Annotated in this window: 24 protein-coding genes; 7 read left to right on the top strand and 17 right to left on the bottom strand. The window is 59.0% G+C overall.

All coding sequences use genetic code 11. The features are described from left to right. Positions 1–888: an RNA polymerase sigma factor SigJ gene (sigJ, locus tag C4K38_RS12445; RefSeq protein WP_053278591.1), complete on the top strand. Its 888-nt coding sequence runs from the start codon at positions 1–3 to the stop codon at positions 886–888. A 352-nt stretch (positions 889–1240) separates the two neighbouring features. Here sigJ and C4K38_RS12450 read toward each other — a convergent pair whose 3' ends face one another. From C4K38_RS12450 to C4K38_RS12470, 5 genes are all read right to left on the bottom strand, one after another. Further along, positions 1241–2002: an HNH endonuclease gene (locus C4K38_RS12450; RefSeq protein ID WP_081001469.1), complete on the bottom strand. Its 762-nt coding sequence runs from the start codon at positions 2000–2002 to the stop codon at positions 1241–1243. Between the two features lie 186 nt (positions 2003–2188). Then, the gene (locus tag C4K38_RS12455) at positions 2189–4060 is read right to left on the bottom strand and encodes a DUF2075 domain-containing protein (RefSeq protein WP_053278592.1); all 1872 of its coding nucleotides are present in this window, start codon (positions 4058–4060) and stop codon (positions 2189–2191) included. A 24-nt stretch (positions 4061–4084) separates the two neighbouring features. Further along, on the bottom strand, positions 4085–4468 hold the full coding sequence (locus C4K38_RS12460; protein ID WP_053278593.1) for a nucleotide pyrophosphohydrolase: 384 nt from the start codon (positions 4466–4468) through the stop codon (positions 4085–4087). Positions 4469–4782: 314 nt separating this feature from the next. Next, on the bottom strand, positions 4783–6249 hold the full coding sequence (locus C4K38_RS12465; RefSeq protein WP_080768779.1) for a DUF8370 family protein: 1467 nt from the start codon (positions 6247–6249) through the stop codon (positions 4783–4785). A gap of 994 nt (positions 6250–7243) precedes the next feature. Next, entirely contained in the window at positions 7244–7516 is a 273-nt protein-coding gene (locus C4K38_RS12470) for a fructose-bisphosphate aldolase (RefSeq protein ID WP_080768778.1), read from the bottom strand. 418 nt (positions 7517–7934) lie between these two features. Between C4K38_RS12470 and C4K38_RS12475 the strand changes: the two genes are divergently transcribed. Together C4K38_RS12475 and C4K38_RS12480 are read left to right on the top strand one after the other, a co-directional pair. Beyond that, positions 7935–8912 carry a hypothetical protein gene (locus C4K38_RS12475; RefSeq protein WP_053278638.1) on the top strand — a complete coding sequence of 326 codons (978 nt, stop codon included), beginning with the start codon at positions 7935–7937 and terminating at the stop codon, positions 8910–8912. Continuing rightward, positions 8912–9598: a hypothetical protein gene (locus C4K38_RS12480; protein WP_053278639.1), complete on the top strand. Its 687-nt coding sequence runs from the start codon at positions 8912–8914 to the stop codon at positions 9596–9598. Before C4K38_RS12475 ends, C4K38_RS12480 begins: the two co-directional genes overlap by 1 nt. Positions 9599–9701: 103 nt before the next feature. Here the strand turns inward: C4K38_RS12480 and C4K38_RS12485 are convergent, their stop codons facing one another. From C4K38_RS12485 to C4K38_RS12525, 9 genes are all read right to left on the bottom strand, one after another. Further along, positions 9702–10163 (bottom strand): GNAT family N-acetyltransferase, encoded by a 462-nt coding sequence (locus C4K38_RS12485; protein WP_053278640.1) that lies wholly within the window; start codon positions 10161–10163, stop codon positions 9702–9704. Between the two features lie 63 nt (positions 10164–10226). Beyond that, positions 10227–10646 (bottom strand): DUF6691 family protein, encoded by a 420-nt coding sequence (locus tag C4K38_RS12490; RefSeq protein ID WP_172833203.1) that lies wholly within the window; start codon positions 10644–10646, stop codon positions 10227–10229. A 2-nt stretch (positions 10647–10648) separates the two neighbouring features. Next, positions 10649–11083, bottom strand: a complete 435-nt coding sequence (locus C4K38_RS12495) for a YeeE/YedE family protein (RefSeq protein ID WP_053278642.1) — start codon at positions 11081–11083, stop codon at positions 10649–10651. A 206-nt stretch (positions 11084–11289) separates the two neighbouring features. Continuing rightward, on the bottom strand, positions 11290–11946 hold the full coding sequence (locus C4K38_RS12500; RefSeq protein WP_053278643.1) for a DUF2931 family protein: 657 nt from the start codon (positions 11944–11946) through the stop codon (positions 11290–11292). Positions 11947–12004: 58 nt separating this feature from the next. Beyond that, the gene (locus C4K38_RS12505) at positions 12005–12667 is read right to left on the bottom strand and encodes a DUF2931 family protein (RefSeq protein WP_023968931.1); all 663 of its coding nucleotides are present in this window, start codon (positions 12665–12667) and stop codon (positions 12005–12007) included. Beyond that, positions 12667–14241, bottom strand: a complete 1575-nt coding sequence (locus C4K38_RS12510) for a phospholipase effector Tle1 domain-containing protein (protein ID WP_053278644.1) — start codon at positions 14239–14241, stop codon at positions 12667–12669. The genes C4K38_RS12505 and C4K38_RS12510 overlap by 1 nt, the downstream gene beginning before the upstream one ends. A gap of 206 nt (positions 14242–14447) precedes the next feature. Next, a complete protein-coding gene (locus C4K38_RS12515) occupies positions 14448–15272 on the bottom strand; it encodes a sulfite exporter TauE/SafE family protein (protein WP_053278645.1) in 825 nt (274 codons plus the stop codon). Then, entirely contained in the window at positions 15269–16546 is a 1278-nt protein-coding gene (locus C4K38_RS12520; protein ID WP_053278646.1) for an NAD(P)/FAD-dependent oxidoreductase, read from the bottom strand. Before C4K38_RS12520 ends, C4K38_RS12515 begins: the two co-directional genes overlap by 4 nt. A gap of 35 nt (positions 16547–16581) precedes the next feature. After that, positions 16582–17466 carry an MBL fold metallo-hydrolase gene (locus C4K38_RS12525; protein WP_053278647.1) on the bottom strand — a complete coding sequence of 295 codons (885 nt, stop codon included), beginning with the start codon at positions 17464–17466 and terminating at the stop codon, positions 16582–16584. A gap of 240 nt (positions 17467–17706) precedes the next feature. Here C4K38_RS12525 and C4K38_RS12530 point away from each other — a divergent pair, with 240 nt between their 5' ends. After that, positions 17707–19026, top strand: a complete 1320-nt coding sequence (locus C4K38_RS12530) for a sigma-54 interaction domain-containing protein (RefSeq protein WP_053278648.1) — start codon at positions 17707–17709, stop codon at positions 19024–19026. A gap of 422 nt (positions 19027–19448) precedes the next feature. On the opposite strand, the gene C4K38_RS12535 is transcribed toward C4K38_RS12530, so the two are convergent. Then, complete coding sequence (locus C4K38_RS12535; protein WP_053278649.1) at positions 19449–19982, bottom strand: GNAT family N-acetyltransferase; 534 nt, start codon at positions 19980–19982, stop codon at positions 19449–19451. Positions 19983–20171: 189 nt separating this feature from the next. On the opposite strand from C4K38_RS12535, the gene C4K38_RS12540 reads away from it, so the two are divergent. The 3 genes from C4K38_RS12540 to C4K38_RS12550 all read left to right on the top strand — a co-directional run bounded on the left by C4K38_RS12540 (position 20172) and on the right by C4K38_RS12550 (position 22333). Further along, positions 20172–21671 (top strand): helix-turn-helix transcriptional regulator, encoded by a 1500-nt coding sequence (locus C4K38_RS12540; protein WP_053278650.1) that lies wholly within the window; start codon positions 20172–20174, stop codon positions 21669–21671. Positions 21672–21821: 150 nt separating this feature from the next. Further along, positions 21822–22073 (top strand): CsbD family protein, encoded by a 252-nt coding sequence (locus tag C4K38_RS12545; RefSeq protein WP_053278651.1) that lies wholly within the window; start codon positions 21822–21824, stop codon positions 22071–22073. 11 nt (positions 22074–22084) lie between these two features. Beyond that, positions 22085–22333, top strand: a complete 249-nt coding sequence (locus tag C4K38_RS12550) for a DUF1652 domain-containing protein (RefSeq protein ID WP_053278652.1) — start codon at positions 22085–22087, stop codon at positions 22331–22333. Between the two features lie 167 nt (positions 22334–22500). Here the strand turns inward: C4K38_RS12550 and C4K38_RS12555 are convergent, their stop codons facing one another. Both C4K38_RS12555 and C4K38_RS12560 read right to left on the bottom strand, forming a co-directional pair. Then, positions 22501–23895, bottom strand: coding sequence for a sensor histidine kinase (locus C4K38_RS12555; protein ID WP_053278653.1), 1395 nt, complete (start codon positions 23893–23895; stop codon positions 22501–22503). Beyond that, the gene (locus tag C4K38_RS12560) at positions 23873–24556 is read right to left on the bottom strand and encodes a response regulator transcription factor (protein WP_007930717.1); all 684 of its coding nucleotides are present in this window, start codon (positions 24554–24556) and stop codon (positions 23873–23875) included. The genes C4K38_RS12555 and C4K38_RS12560 overlap by 23 nt, the downstream gene beginning before the upstream one ends. Positions 24557–24640 lie beyond the last annotated feature (84 nt).

Raw genomic sequence — 24640 nt, forward strand, 5'->3', positions numbered from 1 at the left:
ATGGATCGAATCGATGACACGACGGTATTCGAAAGCCGTCGCAGCTTCCTGCTGGGCCTGGCCTACCGCCTCCTCGGCTCCCGCGCCGAGGCCGAGGACGTGGTGCAGGACCTGTTCATCAAATGGCTGGAGGCCGACAAGGCCTCCATCGCCACCCCGGCCGCCTGGCTGACCACCGCCTGCACCCGGCACTGCATCGACCTGCTGCGCTCGGCCCAGCGCTCGCGCCTGGACTACGTCGGCACCTGGCTGCCGGAACCGATCCATACCCTGCATCACGACTCCCCCGAACAGAGCCACGAACTGGCCTCGTCGCTGTCCACCGCCTTCCTGCTCCTGCTCGAACGCCTGACCCCCAAGGAACGCGCCGCCTACCTGCTGTACGATATCTTCGACCTGGGCTACCCCCAAGTCGCGCAAACCCTCGGCGTCCAGGAAGCCACCTGCCGCAAACTGGTCTCCCGCGCCAAAGCCAGCCTGGGCAACACCCAGGCGCGCTACCAGCCGGACCCGTCGCGCCAGGAACAACTGCTGAGCGCCTTCCACAGCGCCATCACCAGCGGCTCGACCCAAGGCCTGGCCGCGATGCTCTCCGAAGACGTCGAGCTGTGCGCCGATGGCGGCGGCAAAGCCAGCGCGATTCGCGAGACCTTGTATGGGCTGGAAGCGGTGCTGGCGTTTGTGGGCGAGTCGTTGAGCAGGTACTGGCGGGAGTATCAGTGGCAGGAGGTGGAGATCAATGGTGGGCGTGGGGTGGTGTTGCGGGGGGAGGGGGAGGTGGTTGCGGTGGTGAGTTTTGGGTATGACGTAGGGGGGCGGGTGAACCGTGTCTTTATCATGCGGAATCCGGATAAGTTGGTGGGGGTGGGGAGTGGGGTGTTGGTGTGATGTTTGTATCACGCCGTTCCGAGTGCTGCGGATTAGCAAACCTAGGTGATTAATGCCGATCAGTTAGGCGACGGCGATCCATTGTAGGAGCAGCCGGTCGACGCTCGATTGCTCGCGATGGTCGTTAACGATAACTATGTATTGATTGGATACACGCAACGTTTTCAAGACCATCTCGGGCAATCGAGCCTCGGCCGATCTCAGCCAAAGCGACCAAGTAGGCGATCAAGTAAGCGACCAAGTAGCCCGCTGCACAAGAGGCAACGTGAGTGGCCAATAGTTAGATGACCCAACCTGTGAGGTTGGGTGACTCAGTGGTTTCCATATTTTGATAATGGTGCGGTTGCTGAGGTTACAAGCGATTAGTTTGATAGCGCGCTTTCACCTCCGCCACGCTCAGCCACTTACGTCGTGAATGCACCACACGATGACAATTAGCACATAGCAACGCCAGGTCAGTGAGCTTGGTTTTGTCGCCGGGTTGGAGTGTGTGCAGTGGCTTGGTGTGGTGAATGTCGATGATGCCTTCGATGTCCGCACCATAGGTTTTGCTGAAGTTGAAGCCGCAGGCTTCGCACTTGAGTTCACCGTGTTTCTTGAGGGCTTCGTCCTTTTTGTGTTTGACGAGCTTTTTGTCCCTTTCCCGTACCCGGTGTACTCGGGTGAGCACTTTGCCTTCCTCAGCTTCGAAGAAACCTGGCTCTTCCTCTTCATTTAAATTTATAGGGGTAGTCGTGCCGGACTCGACGTTGGCGTTGATGGCGGCCACTACTTCGGCGAGTCGTTTGGGGTTGTTAGCGAACTCCTGCCATACCAACTCTTCATCCTTGTTGCCTTTCGCAAGACCAGTCCGGCCGGAGTCGGTGTAGCTCGGGTCCCAGCGACGGAAATTGTTGAGCTTCATGCAGACACCATTGGTGTTGCGAAAGCTCTGGTTCTTACTCACGCCAGTGGCGTTGCCAATGAGATTGAGGCTCTGTGATAAGGCTTCCACTTCCGGGTGGTTCTTCCCGGGCAACCCACCGCGATGGCGGAGGTAAAGGTCCAGGGCCAGGACAAGTTCGTCGCGACTCCAAGCGGGATTGGATTGATTACTGGTGGGTGAGGAGGGCATGGGCTATCCGTAGGTTTCCCGTTTCTTTGTAGGAAGAAACGCAATATTCAATAAGAATATTCTCGCCTGATAGCGTTTGGGAATCATCCGGTGTGCGAATGATGTTCGCTGGAGAGGCTCACCCTGATTGGAGCTTCCCGAACACAGCCGCTTCCTTGAGTGCTGTGCTCGGGTTAGTGCCACTGATCAGTCGTTGCTTTGCTCGGCTAGCCGGTTTGCAAAATATTGCGCGGTTTCTGGATCGGTACAGTACAGATAGCAACCTTTCATCCCACGGGTCATCAAGGTTCGATAGGTGTTTTTGATGATTAGGTCCGTCTCTTGCTGCGCCAGAACTGGCTGCTCTTTCATCAACTTTTTCCAGCCGCGAATCGACTTGTCGTACTTGTCTCGCTCATGGGGCGAAGTCACTACCTGGCCATTACGCACGATCAAATCCGGCCCGATGATCACGCCGATGTAATCCACTTCCAGCCCTTGGCAGGTATGAATGCAGCCGACCTGTTCCACGGAGTTCTCCGCGATGATCCACAAGCTGCCGTCCTGATCCAGGTTCCATTGGCGAGCGTAGTGGTCACCGATCTCGATATCCTTGGCCTTGGAGTCTTTCTTGCTACGCCATGGCCAGCAGTAACCGGCGACAACCCGCGCTTTGTTTCCATGATTCTTTTGCTCGATGGCCTCGTGCATCGCTTGCGGGGAGTCGAACACCTTGAACTCGTACTCGCTGGCATCGAGCAACGGGTTGGCGGTCTGGCGAATACCCAGTACGTCATCCAGCCACGCCAAGTAGCCATCGGAACCACTGCAACGGAACTGGGAAGATAGGGTGTATTCCTCCACCGTTGCCCCTCTGGCCTCGGCAAACGCGCGGATCGCTTGTTTGCTGCCGATATCCTTTAAGGTCACGCGCTGATCTTCGTCGATAAAGAACACTGTGCATTTAGCGGACCCGATCAATTCCTTGATCTGGTTGTCGCCCTCATTGCCATAAAAACCACTTTTTTCATTGAGCCTGTGGGCTTCATCAACGATCAGCGCGTCATAAAAGTCGGGCTTAATCTCCATATAGGCGCCCGAACCGGAAAACAGGCTGGAGAACTTGGTGGGCTTGATGGTGCCGATCAGTTTCTTCTCGTACACGGCACGTGGCGCGGCGTTTTTCGAGACATACCTGCTCATCAACCGTAAGGCGGTGAGCGTTACTAACAGATTGATAGCCACGACCGTTTTTCCGGTACCTGGACCGCCTTCAATAATCACGACCTTTGGAGCCTCGGCAGAGGCTTCTTTGACCGCAGCCAGTACCGACTCAAAAACTTCCTTCTGATCATCAATCAGTACGAACTCAGGCTTGCCCTCCATCAGCCCGCTAAGTGCCTCAGCCAAGGCTTTGGACGGGCGGATCTTGCCGCTGGAAAGCTCGTAAAGCACCTCTTTGTTGTCGCCGTAATAGATGTGCTGCTTGAGGAAACTTCTCAGCTTCGTCAGCTCGTCTGGGCCCTTGAGGAACAACGGTGCCTTGCTGGTATAGGCGTCGTAGTGAGCTGAGTCGATAACGCCATCGCTGACGTAGTTATGCAGATAGGCGCAGGGGCGGACTTGGATGCCTTTGTCATAGACGGCTTCATTGAAACCCTCTAACAAAGTGGCGTACGACCACACCTGATAGGACGGGTGGATGGTTTCCACATGACTGCCACCTAGCGCCGTCTTCACGATCGCGTCCTTATTGGTGGCGCTGGCTTTGCTCCACTGTTTCAGTTCAACCAGCACTGCATTTTTGGTCTGATGTTGATCGTGGCCTGTCAGCAAGAAGTCGATGCGTTTCATGGACTGCGGAATGTGCAGCTCAATGGCCACGCCAGCGTCATCCGGCAGATCCTTATCGCGTAGGGCCTTGGCCATATAAGTCAGCGAACCCTGCCAAGATCTGATCTCCGAAGCCGCCACTTTCTTGCCCGTGGCCTCTTTGAAGTGCTTGAGGATGACCTCTTCGATATCGTCGTTATCGCAAACGTCGAGGAATTGCTGTTTGGTCGCGGCGTAAACGATCACGAATAGTCCTTAGAGCCCAGAGGGTCAGAGTTGGTCGTACTTCTTGCTGGTGCTTTTGGCTTTGTCGACGGGGTACTTCTGACCGTTCAACGTGAGTTTGCTGGTCACCGCTTCGTTGAGGTCGACGCCCAGCACAGTGCTTAGGCGCACCAGGTACATCAGCACGTCAGCCAACTCATCCTTCACCGCTTGAGCAGTTTCTGGGCGCTTGGCCGCGTCCATGGCATCGGCTTCGCTCATCCATTGGAAGATTTCGCAGAGCTCTCCGGTTTCACCGGTGAGGGCCAGGAGCAGGTTCTTGGGAGAGTGGAACTGCTGCCAGTCGCGGTCGTCGGCAAAGCGCTGTAGTGCGGTTGCAAGGTGTTGTACATCTATTAATTGTTTGACAGGTTGCTCTGTTTTGCTCACACAACTGACTCCCAGTGCCAAGCTGGTTTAACCAAAAAAGTAAGAAAACCGGACGAGGATTGTAAGGTTTTTCTTTGTCTTCGGGGAGCTATTTCTAGCTTTTTAAAAGCCAATATGGCTGAGGGGGGTTGGTAGGAGATAACTTGATGCTATATGTTTGGGGTATAAGTTTAAAAAATCAGGTTAAATGGTTGTTTTTGAAATTGATTGGATGTTGTAGTTTCGTGAGTGGCGGTATAAGTTCGCCCTAAAAACTTATGTCTTATATAAGTTTGCAAGGGCGAGATTGAAGGTGTTGTTCTGAATGGCTCTTCTTAAACTTTTGATGCGGAGTCTTTTGGTGATGCGTCTATTAGAATTATATGTTTAGATCCGGAGAGGCCGTTCTTTGTAAGGATTCTCTTGATGTTGTTAGCTTCAGTTTGGTTGAAGTATAGAATGGCCATTATTGGAGGGTGCGTGGCTTTAGAAGCATCGCTATAAATTTTAGCCTGGTTTTTTATGTTTTTTTCCATGTGTGAGTTTTTTGCAAGCTTGAACTCTATTATGGATTTGTCTTTGCTGCCGTAAGAGATTAGGAAATCGGCTGGTCCTCGACCGTTGTTTACCTCTGAGTCAGAGCTGAATTTTGATGCGAACCAGGTTAGTTTGAACATGATCTGTAGATCACTTTCTCTTGAGATAGGTATGCCTTTTACATAAAAGAGACGGTATCCATCCTGTTTTTCAATTACATGCTTTAAGAATACAACACGCTGCATGCCTGCCTCGTAGCTATTAGGCTCAGAGTTATAAAATGCAGTTTTATCAACTAAATCTACAAATTGACGTAGCTGGTCTTGAAATAGCTTTTGAGCAGTTTTAACTTTCTCTAAGCTAGAGGTGCTTGCGGTTTCCTTATCGAGTTCTCTTAGGTTGACATAGGTGTCCATAAGTGCCGGGTATTGAAGTGTAGTTTTTTCATAGGCTATTACCTGCTCTTCTTTTGTCGGTTCTGCAGGCATCACTTTCGTTAGATATAAGGTTATTTGGTCTCTTAGTTGGTCGTTGGGAATACTGGAGATTACCCTGCTGAAATCTTCAAGGAAACCCTTGTGGGATATCCAGGCTTCATCCTTAGTCAGTATGTCAATTGGAGTTAGTAGTACATATTCTGTACCATATTTTGGTAGTGTATATTGTTTGGAGTTCCAGGTTTCTGTCAGATAATTGAATTCTGCTTTTGGGATTCTAAAGGTTTGTAGTTTTTCAGGGCTTATGTTTTCTAAAGCAAACTTCTGTGTGTACTCAGCTAGGAAACCGTGAATTAGATTGCAAGTGAAGTCGCTAATCTGATCTTTTCCGACTCCGTGCTTTACAAGGGTGAGCTTTCCTAAGTGTGTGGAGCCAGATGGTTCATTTCCAAAGTCTGAAAAAATATCTTTAAAGTTGTTTTGTAGAGATTTTGCAAATGAAGGGCCAAGGCCACGCCCACTGTTGCCTGCTTTACTAAAACCAAACCAGTTTTGTTTTACTTCAGGGAAGAGGTACCACGCCTTTATTAAACCGGATGGCAAGTCAAGAGAAGATTTTTTCTTTAGAAATAGCATGTATTTTATTATGTTGGTGTGCAGTTTTTTGAAGGTTTCATCTTCGCTGTTGAATAGAAGAAAAGGGTCGACAAATAAAGGTAGATCGTTGATTAATGATATGTTAAATGCTCCGTAGGTTTCTATTTTTTTTGGTGAGGTGTTGAAGAAGTCTGAGAAGTAAATTCTGAGGTGTCTTTTTGGGTTTTCCATTTGTCGAATCCTTTTTGTTTATTTTTTAATGTTGGTGCTGGTTTATGTGTTGTGACGACTCTATCTTCTATATTGCTGTATTTTGTGAGGGTGTGTTTACAAGGGCAAGGTGAAGTGCATTGAATTAATAATGCTTGCAAGATTAAAATTTTATTTTTTAAATGGTTTGGAAGATGAAGTAGTGAGCTTGGATTTTGAATTGTTATATTTTGGGGGTTTGAAAAAAGGCATGGCGAGTTTTAATTGATGGTGAGTGGTCTGGGTTGCCTATTAAGTGTGTATGTGTTTTTCTTTAGTGGAAAATATAGCAAATCGCCAGCAAATAACAAATCCAATAAGAATTTTATTAAATGCTTTTCTGTCAATGAGTTGCAGTCATTCTTTTTAATTTTTCAAATATTTGACGGTTTTTTTGCTGTTTGTTCATTGCTGTTGATATGACAGGCAGTGATTTTCACTGCATGTCCATAGTGTGAGTTTAGATTCGACTGAGCCGTATCTTGTATCTATGGGATGAGAAATATACTTTCAGATGGGAGTGTATGGAGTTGTTTTTATTATGAGGTTAAGGCAAGAAAGATTCGTAAGCTTTGTGTTCTGGTTGTCTTGGGGTTTTGGTTTTGTAAGTGGAGGAAATAAACTAATCGGGAAGGGCGGGGTTGATTTTTGCTAAGTTTTTTAATGAGTTTGATTAGTTGGTTGCTAGGTTTGATGTTTAGTCTTCTTTTGGTGTGGGGGTAGTTGTTTGAATGTTTTTCAAAAGTGGTGGGTGTGGTTTGTTGTACTTGGTCTAAATGCGCTGAGGGTGATCATGATTGTGGGTTATTAGGGATGTGAAAGTGCTGTAAAGGATTTTGAAAGGTTTTTGATGTCTTGTGAGGTGAGGGGGGCTTTTCAAATAAAAATTAGTAATATGGTTTTGCTGGGTGATTTGATTTGGTTTTGGCTTGAGTAAAAGGCCGGTTTTTCTCGGCCTTTTAGTTTGATTTGTGTTTTAAATTCTAGTTTCAATTGCTGCTAATATGTCTTTTGTGTCCTGTAATAGTAATCGAGCTGTATTGGTTATAGTGTTAATATCTTTCTCGCTGGAGTCTCTCAGCTTAGTGCAGGCCATTAGATTCAAATAATCGAGAACAGTGTGCAAGCGCTCGCTGGCGCAGAAATGCAGATCCAGTAATGGAGCTTGACTGTCTATAAACAACACCGGGGTATCACTGGCGATTGGAGTGAGGGGAATAAAACGTTCGTGTGGAGTTTGGATATTCATCGCAGTTCCTTGCTGAAGAATTATATTGATTGAGTGTCCTCTCGATAAGGCTGCGAACCCCTGTGCTGATCAAAATCAGCAGACGTGAAAACTATAGGTGTGGGGTGGATTAGGGACAACGGCGGGGCTGTAGGAAAGCTCTCGAGTGTGGGTAGGGAGAGGCTGAGTTGTTGATCCTTGCCGCAGCTACTAAGAACTCTGTAGCGGTTACCTCAGGTCTAGGCCGTGGGGGAGCGTCCACTATTCAGCCGCTGAGGTGCATCTGAATAATCGTGGTGTGCCGATTTGGGGCCGCTTCGCGCCCCATCGCAGCCTCGCGGGCTCGGCAGCGGCTACAGGGCCGCAGCAACACCCTCTGATCCCCCCCAACCAACTTTGCTATCCTGCGCGCCTTTTACCCATTGCAAGGAGCGCAGGCATGACCCAGTCCGTTGGTGGTGGGAGGCGAGTAGGGGCGGGGAAGTGGGGTTGTGTGTCTCGCCTGGGGCATTTTCTATTCTGGTTGGCTCCGGCGCTGTTTGTGGGGTTGGCACTGAGTGTGCCCACGGCCAGCGCCAACCCCATCACCACCTACCGCGGCACGCTCGGTGACACGCCGGTGGAGCTGGCGCTCACCTATGACTCGCAATATGGCGGCGGGATGTCCGGCTATTGGTTTAGCGGGGCCGAGCGGGTGCCGATGCCTTTGGAGCTCACGCCGTTTCGTCAGGGCGGGGGGCTGTTGATCAATATCATGGACAACCCAACCTTGCCGGCGGCGGCTGTGTCGTTGCAGCCCTTTGCCGAGGGGGCCGAGGCGTTGCAGGGGGCCTTGGTCGATTTGCGCACGGGCGTGCAGCAGCCGTTGCAGTTGCAGCGGGTGATGCGTTTTGGTGGGAGTCAGCGGGAGGCCTTTGACGGTGAGTTGTTGCAGCCGGCGGCCGACAAGCAGTTCTATTTCAGTGTGCATGCCGTGCGTAATGCCGGGGAGGACACGGGGCGGGTGGACAACATCCGGGTAATGAGCCGGGCCACCGGCGAGGTGGTGCAGGAGGTGGGCGGGCAGTGGTGCCTGGCTCCGACCGGGACCCGCACCCTGACCTTCGAGCATTTCGATGCCGATTCCACCCTTGATTTCCAGGTGCAGGGCTACAGCTTGAACGGCCCGTACGGCAGTGTGCTGTGCGCGCCGACCCAGTATTACCTGTACCACCCACAGACCCAGGCGTATCTGCGCCACCCGCAATTGGAGCAGTTCGCCGCACAGGGCACGCTGCGCTTTGCCGCGGGCGGGCAGATGGAGTTCAGCAAGCAGGACTTTATCAACTTCAGTGCGGGCACCCGGCGTTGGGATTATTACCGCGTGATCAGCCCTGACCGGCTGGAATTTATTCAGTCTGGCGAGGAGCGTTTCTGATGCGGGTGGTTGATCTTTTTCGCGGGCTGGCGGCGTTGTTGCTGGTGTCGTGGCTAGTGCCGGCGCAAGCGGCCCATGGGGTGTACCAGGGCACTTTGGGCAAGCAGGCCATCGTGTTGACGCTGGGCAGCCAGAACGCGCTGTACCAGGGGACCTATGCCTACCAGCGCTATCGCACGCCGATCCGCCTCAAGCCGACCTTCAGCTTCAGCAACAAGGTGCTGGCCATGGACGAGCTGGACGAGCAGGGCCTGCCGGTGGCGCGCTTGCAGTTCAACGACCTGATGGTCAGCCGCCAGAGCGAGCAGGTGCGCGGCAGCTGGACCAGCTATCGCACTGGCAAGACCTTGCCCATCGCCCTGAAGCTGGTGGCCCTGGTGGACTCGGACCGCTCGTGGCCGCAGCCGAACACCACGCTGTTGCAGAGCGCGTCCACCCAACGCTGGTATTTCCAGGTGCCGATGCAGGGCAATGACCAGCGGATAACGGCGATCGAGGTGGTGGACAAGGCCAGCGGCAAACCGCTGCAGATCCTGACGCTGGCGGCGCCGGGTTGTCTGTATCAAGGGGTGGATATGTTGCAGGTGCAGGCGGAGGGGGAGAGCCTGCGGATCAGTTTGAGCGACTGCAAGTTGCCGGGGTTTCAGTGGAATGAGGGGAGTGGGCGGTTTGAGCCTTTGCCCTGAGTGGGTTTTGTCGGTTGGCCTGGGTGTTTATTCAGGCAAATCGCGTTTGCAGGTTTGGCGACTGCTGCGCAGTCGGGCGCAGCCTCGCGTTGCTCGGCAGCGGCTACAGGGGTGGCGTCAGTTCGCGTTGCATGATCAGGGTGCGTTCTTCGCCATGGTATTGCTCGCGCAGGGGACGAAAGCCCAGGTTGGCGTAGAAGCCTTCGGCGGTGATCGAGGAGGGCACGGTCAGCTGGGTGATGCCGGCGCCCAGGGCCTGGCGTTCGAGTTCGGCCATCAGCTGGCGGCCGACGCCCTGGCCTTGTCTTTTCGGGGCGACGAAGACCGAGCGCACTACATGGCCGTCGAGGCTGGCGGTGCCGACGATTTCGCCGGCCGCCTGTGCCACCCAGACCTGGCGTTTGCTCAATAACTGGCGCACCGCGTGCGGGCTGAAGTTTTGCCGCACCTGGGCGATCACGGCGGCAGGGTAGTCCTGGGCGTTGCTGGTCTGCAGGGCGGCGATGATCAGGCGGCTGATGGCGTCGGCGTCCTGCTCGTTGGCGGGGCGGATTTCACAGTCCATGTGGGCATCCTTCGAAGGGGTAGACCCGGACACTAGCCTTGTTGGGTCTGGTTCGCCAGGGGCTCAGTGCGTGCGGCGCGCTTCCAGCCACTGAAACAGCAGCATGCCCGCCAGCATGGCCAGGACAAATACCCAGGCCTGCCAATGGGGCGTGAGCAGCAGGGTCAGCCCCGGCCCCGGGCAGATGCCGGCGATGCCCCAGCCGATGCCGAACAGCAGGCTGCCACCGATCAGGCGGCGGTCGATATCGCGGCGGGTGGGCAATTGCATGGTCGCGCCGAGCAGGGCATTGGGCTGTTTGATGGCCCAGTGGAACGGCCACCAGGCAGCGCCGATGGCGCCGAGCATCACCAGGGCCAGGGACGGGTCCCACTGGCCCGCCAGGTCCAGAAAGCTCAGGACCTTGGTCGGGTTGGTCATGCCCGACAGCAGCAGGCCGAGGCCAAACAACAGACCGGCGATAAAGGCTGTGACCTTGCGCATTTTCATAGCCCCATCCCGTGGCGCAGCAGCCAGACCGTGATAAAGCCGGTCAGCATAAAACTCAGGGTGGCGACCAATGAGCGCGGCGACCATCGGGAGATGCCACAGACCCCATGACCACTGGTGCAGCCCGCGCTGTAGCGCGTACCCAGGCCCACCAACAGCCCGGCGCCGATCAGGCCGGCGATGCCGCTTTGGAACTCGATTGTCGGCAACACCTGGAACAGCCCCCAGAACAACGGCGCCAACAGCAGGCCCGAGAGGAACAGGGCCTTTTCGCTCCAGCCTTCGCTGCCCGGTTGCAACAGGCTGCCCAGCAAGCCGCTGATCCCGGCAATGCGCCCGTTGGCCATGACAAACAGCCCGGCGGCCAGACCAATCAGCGCGCCACCGGCGAGGGCGCTCCAGGGTGTGAAGTGCAGCCAGTCGATGTTCATGGGGAGGGGGACCTTGTGCAGGGGAAGGGTGAGTGGAGTTTAGTCTTTGGGGTGGTGATATGTGCGAGGTGGCTAGAGGGGAGTGGTGCTGTCAGGTGGGGAGTTGTCTGTGAGAGCAGCGGTATGCGGTAGAGCATTAGCGCGTCAGTTGGGCGATGAGTGCTCTCATTACCAAGGCGTCCAGTCAGGTGTGTGAGGGCCGTTGCTTACCAACTGCCATAGGGGATGCCGTATTTCTCTATGTACCGCTTGGAATTCTCGGGTAGCGGGTAGTAGTGCCCGTTTGATTTACCCAGGTGCGGCCCCAGCGGTTCAATCTCAGCTTGCGCACGGGCGACTTTGACTGTGTTGCGGCATTCATCTCTGACCCAGACTTGTACGATGCCACCGGGGGCCAGGCCTAAATAGACCGATGCCATATAGCGAGCAGTCTGATGCGGAGTTTCCGGGCAGCGTCGGTTGGTCGAGGTAGTCATGATTTTCCGGGCCTCTTCTGGAATATCCACCCATGCCCGATAAGCCTGTGGCTCTACGACCGATTGCCAGCGTACGAAAATGCGCTTGGGCAAGTCAGCGCCAACCACTGACTTAGCGCTACCTCCACCCCCACCACCCCATCCTCTGGCCCACTCTTTGTTGTAACCCATATCTCCACCCGCAGCGGAACCGCCGCCAGTACGACGGAATAGCTTGCCGTTGATATCTTCAACGGCGCTGTCTTCAACCCAAACTTTCATATAGAACGGCTCGATGAAGCCAAGCTCCCACCAAGGATCTTTGGGGTCGTTTTTTCCGGATAACGGATCACTGACCTGGCAGCCAGTCAACAGCAGTGCGCCCAGCAGGGTGATGAATGCTCCCATTACCAACGTGTTCAGCCGAGTAGATATAGGGTGTTCACGTAATAAAGGAGAGCTCTGCCTACCAACTGCCATAGGGGATGCCGTACTTCTCTATATAGCGTTTGGACTTCTCGCTGACCTTGTAGGCGTAACGCCCATTGTTTTTTCCTTGGTCCGGCCCTAATGGCTCAACTTCGGCCTGGGTCCGGGCGACTTTGACCGGATGACGGCATTCATCTCTGACCCAGACTTGTACGATGCCGCCGGGGGCCAGACCTAAATAGACCGATGCCATATAGCGGGCGGCCTGATGCGGTGTCTCCGGGCAGCGCCGGTTAGTCGAGGTCCACATGATTTTTCGGGCTTCTTCCGGGATATCGACCCAGGTGCGATAAGTCTGTGGCTCTACTATGGATTGCCAGCGTACGAAAATGCGCTTTGGTAGGTCAGCGCCAACCACCGACTTACCGCTGCCTCCAACTCCCCTCCCTCCCCATCCTCTGGCCCACTCTTTGTCGTACCCCATATCACCACCCGCAGCGGAGCCGCCACCAGTGTGAAGAAATAGTTTGCCGTTGATATCTTCAACAGCGCTGTCTTCGACCCAAACTTTCATATAGAACGGCTCGCTGAAGCCAAGCTGCCACCAAGGTGCCTTGGGGTCGTTTTTCCCAGATAGCGGGTCGCTAGCCAGACAGCCAGTCAACAGCAGTGCGCCTAGCAGGGCGATGAATACTCTCATTACCAAAGCGTCCAGTCAGGTACGTGAGGATGTTGCACACGCACGGCATCCACCGTGGGGGCGTTGATATAGACGACTTTAAGGCTGCCGCCATTTTGTTTACCAAGTGGGTGGTTCCAATGGGCCGAGAGATGGATATAACGCAGCTTGAGCATGGTTTCCTCGGCTGGAGTCGTACTGTAGTCACCAGCGACAAATCTGTCACAAAGCGCTTGAAGCTCCAATGGAACCGCGTACTCGGTTGTTTCTGGGATGTCCTCGAACTGCACACCGCTCTCCTTGGCCAGTTCATACATGACGCGCAGATACACCTTTGCCAGTTTGTTACTCATTGGTCTCTTGAGCTGCAGGCCGGCATACACTCGTTTTTGTCGTAAACCGAGGCGGTCCTGTGAATCCTGCGGCAGAACCATCGGCTCCGGCGTGACGATCTCCAGCCATTGTGTGGGCCAGCCCTTGGCCAGCCAGCGCGATTTTGCTTGTACCGCGTCTCGGTAAATCGAGGTTTGGGTCACATCAGTAGTGATCGGTACCTCCAGCGCCTGCATCGGGCTGACCAGTACACACTCCTGCATCTCATCCAGATAACCGCCACCGATATCCGAGTGCGCTCCGGGTAGGGTGATCTCGACATGATCGGGTTTGACCCGGCTCAGAGCAAAGTTGGCGCGGTACTCGTCGCGGGCGACCAATTGAACCACCGAGCGAAAGTAGCGACGGTCGAGGTGCAGCTTGATACCTGGGGCAATGGCGCTGCGCACGTTGCCCAGATTACTCAAGCCGGCAACCGACGGCACTGTGTCGAACAGGCCAATAAAACCCATGTCTACGTCGTTGCCGTACTGTCGGTTGAAGCGGGGGCTGAAGGCACTGGAGTAGTCGTGGAGAATTAGCTCGAGTGGCCCGAGCCAGCGCACGACTTCATTGGCAAAGTGTCGGGCCGCTGCGGCTCCTCGACTAAAGCCAAAAGTATCGAAGATCAGCGAAGTGATCTCAGCCTCAGAATTCTCTTCGTGGATGCCGCTGATATATTCTTTGATCTCAAGGAAAGCCCTTTGTACACACCCTAAGACACCCGTCTCGCCACGTCCTGTACCTGAGGTAATCAGGCTGTCTTTTTCGTCAGCTCGTGTACCAATGCCTTCGATATAGATTGAGTGAAAGGCACGCTTTTGCAGACCTTCACCCTCAGGTGTCTGGTTGGAATAGTACAAATCACTCAACCGCTTAACATTGCTCACATCATTCCCATAACTACTCTCCGGATCCCTCATATACGGCTTGCAACTGCCATCGAGATCCTTGGCCTCAATAGGGTGCTGGGCGCCACACAGCTGGCCCATAGCCGAATTGCTGGCGTTATTGCCGGTACCGTCAAAGAACACACCAATGCGCAGCGCCACCTGAACCTTTTCAGGCGGTGGCGCAGGTTCCTTGGCGTATTTCTCGTACTGGGCCCAGAGCTGTTCGCCGTAGCTGGGCTGTTCGGTCTCGGCGGCGCGTTCAGCGGGGCGCTGGTTGGGGTTGGCGGGCCGTAGAAGGTTGGGCATTGGCCCGGGTCCGTTGCTGGCCATGGGTGGTCCTGGTTCAGGCAAAAGGGGCGCTGGAAACCGTACCGGGAATGGCGAGCGATGGATTTAGGAGGAATCTGTAAGAGGTTGGGCAGGTACTGATTTGGTTGTAGGAGCGATTGATTGCCGAGATATTTTTGCCGTCTGGGCGGGCGCTATCGCGAGCAAGCTTCGCTCCTACAGAAGAGCGTTTGCTCGCGATTGCGGGTTCAACGCCAGGCGCCGAGTGCTCCGAGGCTGAGCATCACCGCCGCCAGCATCCCCACCAAGGCAAACAACTGCTGCAACCGCGGGCCCGCCAGGTAACGGGCGACTTGCCGACCGGCGATCAGCCCCAGTACTGCGCCGCCGGCGAAAGGCGCGCCCACCGCCCAGTGCATCACGCCGCTGAGGCTGGCGGTGATCACGCTGCCGGTGGACACCAGGGCGATCACCGCCAGGGAGGTGGCGACGATGCTTTTGCTGTCGAGGTTGGTGTAGCGGGTCAGCGCCGGGATGATCACGAAGCCGCCGCCGACACCGAGCAGGCCGGAGAGCAGCCCGGAGAGCATGCCGGTGAAGGTCAGGGCGCGAGCGCAGGGCAGGGTCCAGCGCAGTCGGCCCTGCAAGGGGTTGAGCACGCAAGGCTGGAAGGCTGCCCGGGGCGCCGGTTGGCCGTGGCGCAGTTCACGGGTGGCCTTGAGCAGGATGCGTCCGCAGGCGTACAGCAGCACCGCGGAAAACAGCAGGGCCAGCGGCAGGTTCGGCAGGCGGTGGGCCAGCCACAGGCCGACCGGCGCCATGAGAATGCCGATGGCGGCGACGAAGCCGGCGGCGCGGTAGCGCACTATGCCTTCGCGCAGCCCCAACACCGCGCCCACGGCGGCGGCCAGGCCCACCGCGAGCAGGCCGATGGGCGCCGCCTCGACCATGCTCAGGCCGAGGCCGAACACCAACAGCGGCACCGCGAGAATCCCGCCACCGGCCCCGGTCAACGCCAGGATCGCCCCGATCAACGCGCCGAGCCCTGCGCCCAACAAGCTGTACTCACTCATGATTCCGGCAGGTCCGTCACCAGGCTGGGCCGCGCCAGCCACTCATGGCCCTTGAGCATGCCGCGCCAGTACAGCGGCGGCAGGATGCGCTCCTTCAGCCACCAGGCGCGGCGGGTTGGCTGGCGCCCGTCCAGCAGCCAGGCCGGAAAGCTTGGCGCGACCTTGCCGCCGTAGGTGAATTCGGCGAGGACGATCTTGCCGCGCTCCACGGTCAGCGGGCAGGAGCCGTAACCGTCGTACTGCGCCCGGGTCGGCAGGCGCTTGAGGTTCACCAGCACGTTGGTGGCCACCACCGGCGCCTGCTTGCGCGCCGCCGCGGCGGTTTTCGCGTTGCTGGTATTGGTCCCGTCGCCGAGGCCATGGATGTTGCTGTAGCGCTTGTGCTGCAGGCTGTGCGGGTCGACATCGATCCAGCCGGCGGCGTCGACCAGCGGGCTGTTACGGATAAAGTCCGGGGCGGTTTGCGGCGGCACCACGTGCAGCATGTCGAAGGGCAGCTCGATGCGTTCCTGCTGGCCATCGGCGCTGTTGCGAACGAAAGTCGCCCGTTTGCCGGGGCCGTCCACCGCCACCAGGTTGTGGCCGAAATCCAGGGCGATGTCGTATTTCTTCACGTACTCCATCAGCGCCGGTACGTAGTCCGGCACGCCGAACAGCACGCCGCCGGCATTCAGGAAACGGGTGTTGATCTGCCCCAGCCGGCCGCTGCGCAGCCAGTGATCGCAGGACAGGTACATGGCCTTCTGTGGCGCGCCGGCGCATTTGATCGGCATCGGCGGCTGGCTGAACAGCGCCTGGCCCTGCTTGAGGTTCTGCGCCAGTTGCCAGGTGTAGGGCGCCAGGTCATAGCGATAGTTGGAGGTCACGCCGTTCTTGCCCAGGGTTTCGCTCAGGCCGTCGATGGCGTTCCAGTCGAGCTTGAGGCCCGGGCAGACCACCAACTGGTCATAACCCAGCACGCGACCGTCGTTGAGTACCAAGGCGTTGTGCTCCGGCTCGAAGCTGCTCACCGCTGCCTGGATCCAGGTCACCCCCTTGGGGATCAGCGAGGCCATGCCGCGGGCGGTGTCTTCGGCGCGGAACACCCCGGCGCCGACCAGGGTCCAGCCGGGCTGGTAATAGTGGGTGTCGGCCGGGTCGATGATAGCGACGTCCAGATGCGGTTCGCGGCTGATCAGGCTGGACGCGGTGGCAATGCCAGCTGCGCCGCCGCCGACGATCAGCACCTGGTGGCTGCCGTTGACGGCTCGTTGGATGGGGGAAATCGGGCGCATGGCAGCGTCTCCTGGTGGAGTGGCGTTATAGGTTTTTAAAGGGCGTTCAGCGGGATCTTCAGGTAGCTCACGCCGTTGTCGTCGGGCTCGGGGAACTGTCCGCTGCGCATGTTGACCTGCACCGAGGGCAGGATCAGCACCGGCATTTCCAGGGTGGCGTCGCGGGCTTCGCGCATGCGCACGAAGCTGTCCTCATCGATCCCTTGGTGAATATGAATGTTGTTGGCGCGCTGTTCGGCGACCGTGGTCATGTATTGCAGCTCGCGGCCGTTGGGCAGGTAGTCGTGGCACATGAACAGCCGGGTCTGCGGTGGCAAGGCGAGGATCTTGCCGATGGAGCGGTACAGGGTGCGCGCGTCGGCGCCGGGGAAGTCGCAGCGGGCGGTGCCGTAGTCGGGCATGAACAGGGTGTCGCCGACAAAGGCCACGGTCTCCTCACCGACTTGCACCAGATAGGTCATGCACGCCGGGGTATGGCCGGGGGTGTGCAGGGCGCGGGCCTGGAGGTTGCCGATGGCGAAGCGGCTGTCGTCTTCGAGCAGCACGTCGAACTGGCTGCCGTCGCGGGCAAAGCCCTGGCCTTCGTTGAACAGCTGGCCGAACACCTGTTGCACCACGGTGATCTGGTTGCCGATCGCCACCCGGGCGCCGAGCTGCGCCTTGAGGTAGGCCGCGGCGGACAGGTGATCGGCATGCACGTGGGTCTCGAGGATCCAGTCGACCTGGGCGTCCAGTTCGCGTACCCGGGCAATCAGCTTGTCGGCGGACTCGGTGCGGGTGCGGCCAGACTTGGGGTCGTAGTCCAGCACGCTGTCGATCAGCGCGCAGCGCCGGGTGTCGAGGTCCATCACCAGATAGCTGATGGTCCATGTCTGGTGGTCGAAAAAGGCTTCTACGCACAGCGATGCGCCGATGATCATTGGGCTCTCCGAACAATAGGGTGACGCCGGCCGGGGCGGGCAGTCATCCCTTGAACTGTCAATAAACGTGCCAACCGGCGCGCGCTGCTTTTACCGCCCATTCATTGAATTCAAAGGCTTGGGGCGGGCGTTCTGGCTGTCACTGTCAATTGTAGTTGGCAGTCGATTGACAGTTTCTGGCAGAAAATGGCAGAAGCCGGGCCCATGGTTTAAGCTGCCGCGCAACGCCCAGGAGTTGCCATGCCCCAGCCCACCAATGCCCTCGCCAATGCTGAAATGTTAGCCCTGATGTCCTATCTGGAACATGACGCCCAGCCGACGATCCTGTTAGACACCGACTACAACATCCTCGCGGCCAACACCGCCTACCAGCGCCAGTTCGGCGTCGAGGGCAAACCCCATGTCGGCGCCAAGTGCTATCGGGTGTCCCACCAGTTCGCGGTGCCCTGCGACCAGGCCGGCGAACATTGCCCGATGCGCAAGGCCTTCGAGACCCGCCTGCCGGAGCGCCTGCTGCATGTCCATCACACCCCGCGCGGGCCGGAGCATGTGGATGTCGAGCTGCGGCCGATCCTCGGCGACACGGGGCAGGTGGTGGCCTATGTCGAGCGCCTGAGTTCGGTGGCGGTGGCTTCGGTGCAGCCGCAGCAGAAGGGCCTGGTGGGTCGTTCGCCGGCCTTCAACGAGGCCTTGAGCGCCCTGCAGCGGGCGGCGCCGTCGCAGATCCCGGTGCTGTTGCAGGGCGAGTCCGGTACCGGCAAGGAGCTGTTCGCCCGTGCCCTGCACGACGGCAGCCCGCGTGCCAGCGGGCCGCTGGTGGTGGTCGATTGCACCGGCCTGACCGAGTCGCTGCTGGAGAGCGAACTGTTCGGCTACGAGAAGGGCGCCTTCACCGGCGCCCTGCAACGCAAGATCGGCCTGGCCGAGGCGGCCCATGGCGGCACCCTGTTTCTCGACGAGATCGGTGAAGTGCCGCTGGCGATGCAGGTCAAGCTGCTGCGCCTGATCGAGTCCGGCAGCTTTCGTCCGGTGGGCAGCCTGCGCACCGTGCATTCGGACTTCCGCCTGGTCTCGGCGACCCACAAGCCGCTCAAGGAAATGGTCGCCGCCGGCACCTTCCGCCAGGACCTGTACTACCGCATCAGCGCCTTCCCGATCCGCCTGCCGGCCCTGCGCGAGCGCAGCGACGACCTGCCGCTGCTGATCGACAGCCTGCTGCAACGCCTGGCGCCGGGCGCGGTGCCGCGGGTCGCTCCGGAGGCCCTGGAGCGCCTGGGCCTGTACGCCTACCCGGGCAATATCCGCGAGCTGCGCAATATCCTCGAACGGGCGCGGCTGTTCAGCGACGACGGGGTGATCCGGGTCGAGGACCTGCCCGAGGAATTGCGCGCCGGCAGCGGCGCCGCCAGCCAGCCGAGCCGGCGCCGCGCGGGCAAGGACCTGGAGCAACTGGCCCATGCCCTGGAAGTGTTCGACGGCTCGCGCAGCGAACTGGCCAAGGCCCTGGGCCTGAGCGAGCGCACCCTGTACCGGCGGCTGAAGGCCCTGGGCATTTCCTGAGCCTGTTCGCCCCCCTGTAGCCGCTGCCGCAGGCTGCGATCGAGCGGCACGCTCGCGACGATCTTGCCGGCGCCGGAGCCCCTTCGGGTCTATCGCAGGCTGCGCTAGCGGCTACAGGAATACTGCGTCCCCTCGATATTTCGGCCCCGCTCAATGCTTGTGTAGCCGCTGCCGCAGGCTGCGATCGAGCGGCACGCTCGCGGCGATCTTGCCGACGCCGAAGCCCCTTCGGGTCTATCGCAGGCTGCGCCAGCGGCTACAGGGATACTGTGATCCCCTCAATATTCCGGCCCTGCTCAATGCTTGTGTAGCCGCTGCCGCAGGCTGCGCTCGAGCGGCACGCTCGCGATGATCTTGCCGGCGCCGAAGCCCTTTCGGCTCTGTCGCAGGCTGCGCCAGCGGCTCAGGGGCGAGCAGGGTGGCTATCGGTTGTTGTGGCCGGGCAGGTCGCAGGCCATCACCCACATCCCTATCTGCTCCAGGTCGGTGTTGAAGGGCACCTCGCCTACCTGGCGCAGGCCGGCGCTGGCATAAAAGCGCTGGGCGCCAATGTTGCTCTTGAGCACGTCCAGCCACAGGCAGGGTTCACCGGCATCGGTGGCGCGTTGCAGCACATGCTCAAGCAAGCGGCGACCGTGTCCCTTGCCGGCCTGGGACTTGAGCAGATAGATCTTCTGCAACTCGGCACCGGGAATGCCGCTGCCCGGAGTGGGCCGCGCCCAGTTGAGTTTGGCGAAACCTATGGGGTGCTGTTGCTCGTCCAGGGCCAACAGCCACAGATGCTCGCTCTTGGCGGCAAGAGAGTCCCGCAGGGTACGGAGGGAGAAGTCCTGGTCGAGAAACTGCTGTATGCCTTCAGCGGTCCAGATCGAGGAGAAGTGCTCGCGGTAGGTGGCGCATCCGATGGCTTGGAGGGCATCGATATCGCGGCTGTCAGCTTCACGGATGGTGATCATGCTTCATTCCTTGATGGCATTGGCGGATCGGGCCGGGTGCGGCAGCTTAGCCTTTGCGCAGGTGAGGCTCCAGTACTCCGCTGTCATTGGTGCTTCAGCTTCAGGGCACGATGGCGATGCGCCGTGGTCGTAGCTTCTGCCCCCTTTATCCGCCGCCTTGCCAAGAGTGCGGGCACTTCAGGAGCTGCCATGAGCCAGGACCTACTCGCCACCGAAACCAATCGCCGCCAGTTGCAGCAGATCATTTCCGGACTGTCCGACGGGGTCATCCTGCTTGAGCCGGACCGGCGCATTGTCTGGGCTAACGAGGCGGCGCTGGCCATGCACGGGGTCGAAGCCATCGGCGAGCTGGGCGCCGATGACCGCCAGTACGCCGAGCGTTTCGCCCTGCGTTATCGCAACAATCACCCCCTGGCCCTGGAGAGCTACCCGATCAATAGGGTCGCCGCCGGGGAGACCTTCAGCGATGTGGTGGTGGAGGTGCGCAGCGGCGAGGGCGAGGGGGAACGCACCTGGGTGCATCGGGTGCGCAGCATGATCCTCACCGACCGCGCCGGCGAGGTGGAGTCCCTGGTGCTGATCCTCAGCGACGCCACCGAGTGGGCCAGCGCCGAACAGCGTTTCGAGAAGACCTTCAATTCCAACCCGGCGCCGGCGGTGATCTGCCGCCTTAGCGACCTGCGCTACATCAAGGTCAACCAGGGCTTCCTGGAAATGACCGGCTATGCCCGCGACCAGGTGATCGGCCGCTCGGTGTACGAGGTGGATGTGCTGGAGGGCGCCGAGCGCAAGGATCTGGCCATCGAGCGCCTGAACCAGGGCGCGACCATCCCGCAGATGCAGGCCGAGCTGCGCCTGCCCGAGGGTGGCAGCAAGCTGGTGATAGTCGCTGGCCAGCCACTGGATATCAATGAAGAAGACTGCATGCTGTTTTCCTTTATGGACCTGGAGCCGCGGCGCAAGGCGGAGACCGCCCTGCGCCAGAGCGAGGAGCGTTTTGCCAAGGCCTTCCGCCTGACGCCGGTGCCGACCCTGGTGTGCGGTGCCGACAGCCAGCAGATAGTCGATGTCAACGAGGCTTTTCTCGACAGCACCGGTTACGCCGCCGAAGAGCTGCTGGGCAAGACCGTGGAAGAGGTCGGCTTTATCGCCAGCCCGCAGGCCTGCGCCAGCCTGTTCGGCGCTCTGGAGAAAAGCGCCGATGTGCGCAACCTCGACCTCAGGGTGCTGAAGAAGGGCGGCGAACGGCTCGACTGCGTGGTCTCGGCCGACACCGTGGACATCCAGGACAAGCCCAGCTACCTGCTGGTGCTGATGGACATCACCGAGCGCAAGCGCTCCGAGCTGGAGCTGGTGTCGGCGATCGAGGAGGTGATGCGCGATGCCTCGTGGTTCAGCCAGACCCTGATCGAAAAACTGGCCAATGTGCGCAGCGCCAACCAGGCCGAGCAGCCCAGTGCGTCCTTTACCGACCTGACCGCCCGCGAGCGCGATGTGCTCGGGCTGATCTGCGAGGGCCTGGCCGACAAGGAGATTGCCGCGCGCCTGCAGCTGGCCCTCAGCACGGTGCGCAATCACCTGGCCACGGTGTATTCCAAGCTGGCGGTGCACAGCCGCGCCGAGGCCATTGTCTGGGCTCGCGAACGCGGGCTGTTCAGCGGCGACCGTCGCGGCAAGACACAGCGCTGAAAGGTGCAGCGCTGACCGGTGCAAATGCACCAGTGTCACCAGTACAAATGACGCTTCTGCGGCGTCACGGGGTTTCTTAGGCTGGGTGATATGCGGTGCCGTGGTGGACACGGGCCGTTCACCGAATATCATCAGCTGAAGGAATGCACGATGCGTAGCGAACAGATCAAAGGTGCGGTGGGCACGGTGGCCGGCAAGGCCCAGGGCGCAGTAGGCGAGTTGCTGGATGACCAGCAGATGCGCCTGGAAGGCGCCGCCCGCCAGGCCGCGGGGCAGTTGCAGGAAACCTATGGCGATGCCCTGGACAGCGTCTCCACTTTTGTCCGCAACAAACCCTTGGCCAGCGTCGCCATCCTCGCCGGGGTCGGCCTGCTGGCCGGCCTGTTGTGGCGCCGTCGCTGAGGGAGGCCTGGGTGATTTCCCAGGCGCAGTTGCGCCGCTATATCGAACAGGGCTTCGCGCCCCTGGCCTGTGCCTTCAGCACCGGCTCTGATTCCACACTGACCCTGCGGGTCTTCGAGCCTGAAAGCGGACGGGTCGACCTGGTGGTCACCGGCATCGACCCGCGCGCGCTTGCGACAGAAGCGGACGTGCTGGCGATGATCGAGGAGCTGCTGTACGAGTTGCGCAGCAACTCCATCAGCCTGGTGCACCTGTCCTGACCGCAGCGCCTGAGCGGGGAACCGCATCTGTAGGAGCGAGGCTTGCCCGCGATGGTGGTGAACGATAACGCGGGCTGCCTGAAACACCGCGTTGCCATGAGGATTTTTCGCGGGCAAGCCTCGCTCCTACAGATGCCTGCGTTGCCCAGTAGCGACGAGGCCAGTACTCAGCTCTTGGCGATCAGATTGGGCCGGCAGTCGAGGCTCAGGCGCGCGCCGCCGCTGTCGCTGCTGCCGACGTCGAGCTTGAAGCCGTGCAGGCTGACGATGGCCGCGACTATGGACAGGCCGAGGCCGAAGCCACCGTGGGAGTTGCTGTCGTCGACCCGGTAGAAGCGTTGGAACACCGCCTTGCGCTCGGCTTCGGGGATGCCGGGGCCGGAGTCGAGGACTTCCAGGCGCGTGCAGCCGCCATCCTCCACCCCGCGCAGAATCACCTCGCCGCCCGGCGGGGTGAACTTGATCGAATTGCTCAACAGGTTGGCCAGGGCCTCGAACAGCAGGGCGCGGTCGCCGGTCAGGCTCGGCAGCCTGTCGGGTACATCCAGGGTCAGGGTCAACTGGCCTTCCTCGGCCAGCGGCAGGTAAAAGTCATACAGCTCGCGCAGCAACGGCAGCGGGTCGAGTTCGACAAACCCCGAGCGGCGCTGGTGGTCCTCGATTTCGGAAATCCGCAGCAAGCCGCGAAAACGCGCCATCAATCGATCGGCCTCGGCCAGTACCTGGTCCAGCTGCAAGGCTTCGGGCGTGCCCTCGACCGCCTGTTGCTGCATGCGGTACAGCTGGGCGCGCAGGCGGGTCAGCGGGGTGCGCAGGTCGTGGGCGATGTTGTCGCACACGCCCTTGACCTCATTCATCAGCCGTTCGATGCGGTCGAGCATGGCGTTGACGATGGCCGCCAGCATGTCCAGCTCGTCGCGGCGGTTGGACAGCGGCAGGCGATGGGTCATGTCGCCGGCGACTATCGCCTCGGCGCTGGCCTGGATGCCGCGAATGCGCCGCAGCGGCCGGCGCCTGAGCAGGTGCCAGCCGGCGGCGCCGGGGATGATGGTCAGCGACACGCCCCACAGCAGCGCGTGGAGAATGATCCGCGTCACCGCGAACAGCGAGCCGTTGTCGCGCACCAGGATCAGCCAGCGGCCATCGCGGGTGTAGGTGGCCACCGCATCGCAACTGTCGCGGGGCAGGCTGGGGTCGTCGGAGTCGATGCAGCTCTTGAGCTCGTGGATCTGCCCGTCCAGCGGCAGGTCGTCGGGGATCTCGCGGATCGGCCCGCTGAGGTAGTGACGCCGCTCGTCGAACAGGCCATAGGCGTCGATGGCGCGCATGTCGAAGGTCATGCTGGTGGTCAGGGCTTCTTCCAGCTGCTCGCCCTGGAAGCGCGCGAACAGGTGCTGGCGCTGCATCAGCGAGTGCTTGGCGAGGCTTTCCAGGTAGCCGGACACCTCGTAGTACATGACGCCCATGAGGATGCAGCTCCAGGCCACGAACAGCGAACTGTAGAGCGCCAGCAGGCGGCTGCTGGAGGAGCGCCAGCCCTTAGAGGGGTTCAGCAATGACATAACCCGAGCCTCGCACGGTGCGGATCAGCGGGGTCATGCCAGGCGGATCGATTTTTTTACGCAGACGGCCGATATGCACGTCGATCAGGTTGGTGCCCGGGTCGAAGTGATAGCCCCAGACCTCCTCGAAAATCATCATCCGCGAGAGGATCTGGCCGGTGTTGCGCATCAGAAATTCCAGCAGCTTGTATTCGGTGGGCAACAGGCTCAGCAACTGGTCGGCGCGGGTCGCTTCGCGGCTGATCAGGTTCAGCTCCAGGTCGGCCACCCGCAGGCTGGTTTCGAATTCCTGCACCGTGCTTTTGCGCCGCAGCAGCACCTCGACCCTGGCCGCCATCTCGTCGGAGGCGAAGGGTTTGGTCAGGTAGTCGTCGCCACCGGCGCGCAGGCCGCGCACGCGCTCGTCGACATCGGACAGGGCGCTGATCATCAGGATCGGCGTCGACACGCCGATGGTGCGCAGGGTGGTGACGATCGCCAGGCCGTCCAGCTCGGGCAGCATGCGGTCGAGAGTGATCAGGTCGTAGTCGCCGCTGACGGCGCGCACCAGGCCTTCGCGACCGTTGTCGACCCAATCCACGTCCAGCCCGTGGCTGCTCAGTTCCGCCACGATTTCGCGGGCGGTTACGGCATCGTCTTCGATGGTCAGAATGCGGGTCATAAGGGCTTACCTGATTGGAGATTTCATGACGCAGGCCTGCATTTTGCCAAGAAATCGCCGCGGGCTTTCTAAAAAATCTTTCAT

The organism is Pseudomonas chlororaphis subsp. piscium (assembly GCF_003850345.1).
Lineage (GTDB): Bacteria > Pseudomonadota > Gammaproteobacteria > Pseudomonadales > Pseudomonadaceae > Aquipseudomonas > Aquipseudomonas piscium.

What these genes read in the sequence shown, in the direction of transcription:
- C4K38_RS12560 (WP_007930717.1), bottom strand. Translation starts at nt 24,556, where the DNA reads ATGACCCGCATTCTGACCATCGAAGACGATGCCGTAACCGCCCGCGAA.
- C4K38_RS12475 (WP_053278638.1), top strand. Translation starts at nt 7,935, where the DNA reads ATGACCCAGTCCGTTGGTGGTGGGAGGCGAGTAGGGGCGGGGAAGTGG.
- C4K38_RS12510 (WP_053278644.1), bottom strand. Translation starts at nt 14,241, where the DNA reads ATGGCCAGCAACGGACCCGGGCCAATGCCCAACCTTCTACGGCCCGCC.
- C4K38_RS12465 (WP_080768779.1), bottom strand. Translation starts at nt 6,249, where the DNA reads ATGGAAAACCCAAAAAGACACCTCAGAATTTACTTCTCAGACTTCTTC.
- sigJ (WP_053278591.1), top strand. Translation starts at nt 1, where the DNA reads ATGGATCGAATCGATGACACGACGGTATTCGAAAGCCGTCGCAGCTTC.
- C4K38_RS12515 (WP_053278645.1), bottom strand. Translation starts at nt 15,272, where the DNA reads ATGAGTGAGTACAGCTTGTTGGGCGCAGGGCTCGGCGCGTTGATCGGG.
- C4K38_RS12530 (WP_053278648.1), top strand. Translation starts at nt 17,707, where the DNA reads ATGCCCCAGCCCACCAATGCCCTCGCCAATGCTGAAATGTTAGCCCTG.
- C4K38_RS12495 (WP_053278642.1), bottom strand. Translation starts at nt 11,083, where the DNA reads ATGAACATCGACTGGCTGCACTTCACACCCTGGAGCGCCCTCGCCGGT.
- C4K38_RS12535 (WP_053278649.1), bottom strand. Translation starts at nt 19,982, where the DNA reads ATGATCACCATCCGTGAAGCTGACAGCCGCGATATCGATGCCCTCCAA.
- C4K38_RS12555 (WP_053278653.1), bottom strand. Translation starts at nt 23,895, where the DNA reads ATGTCATTGCTGAACCCCTCTAAGGGCTGGCGCTCCTCCAGCAGCCGC.
- C4K38_RS12500 (WP_053278643.1), bottom strand. Translation starts at nt 11,946, where the DNA reads ATGGGAGCATTCATCACCCTGCTGGGCGCACTGCTGTTGACTGGCTGC.
- C4K38_RS12485 (WP_053278640.1), bottom strand. Translation starts at nt 10,163, where the DNA reads ATGGACTGTGAAATCCGCCCCGCCAACGAGCAGGACGCCGACGCCATC.
- C4K38_RS12505 (WP_023968931.1), bottom strand. Translation starts at nt 12,667, where the DNA reads ATGAGAGTATTCATCGCCCTGCTAGGCGCACTGCTGTTGACTGGCTGT.
- C4K38_RS12490 (WP_172833203.1), bottom strand. Translation starts at nt 10,646, where the DNA reads ATGCGCAAGGTCACAGCCTTTATCGCCGGTCTGTTGTTTGGCCTCGGC.
- C4K38_RS12450 (WP_081001469.1), bottom strand. Translation starts at nt 2,002, where the DNA reads ATGCCCTCCTCACCCACCAGTAATCAATCCAATCCCGCTTGGAGTCGC.
- C4K38_RS12540 (WP_053278650.1), top strand. Translation starts at nt 20,172, where the DNA reads ATGAGCCAGGACCTACTCGCCACCGAAACCAATCGCCGCCAGTTGCAG.
- C4K38_RS12470 (WP_080768778.1), bottom strand. Translation starts at nt 7,516, where the DNA reads ATGAATATCCAAACTCCACACGAACGTTTTATTCCCCTCACTCCAATC.
- C4K38_RS12525 (WP_053278647.1), bottom strand. Translation starts at nt 17,466, where the DNA reads ATGATCATCGGCGCATCGCTGTGCGTAGAAGCCTTTTTCGACCACCAG.
- C4K38_RS12480 (WP_053278639.1), top strand. Translation starts at nt 8,912, where the DNA reads ATGCGGGTGGTTGATCTTTTTCGCGGGCTGGCGGCGTTGTTGCTGGTG.
- C4K38_RS12545 (WP_053278651.1), top strand. Translation starts at nt 21,822, where the DNA reads ATGCGTAGCGAACAGATCAAAGGTGCGGTGGGCACGGTGGCCGGCAAG.
- C4K38_RS12520 (WP_053278646.1), bottom strand. Translation starts at nt 16,546, where the DNA reads ATGCGCCCGATTTCCCCCATCCAACGAGCCGTCAACGGCAGCCACCAG.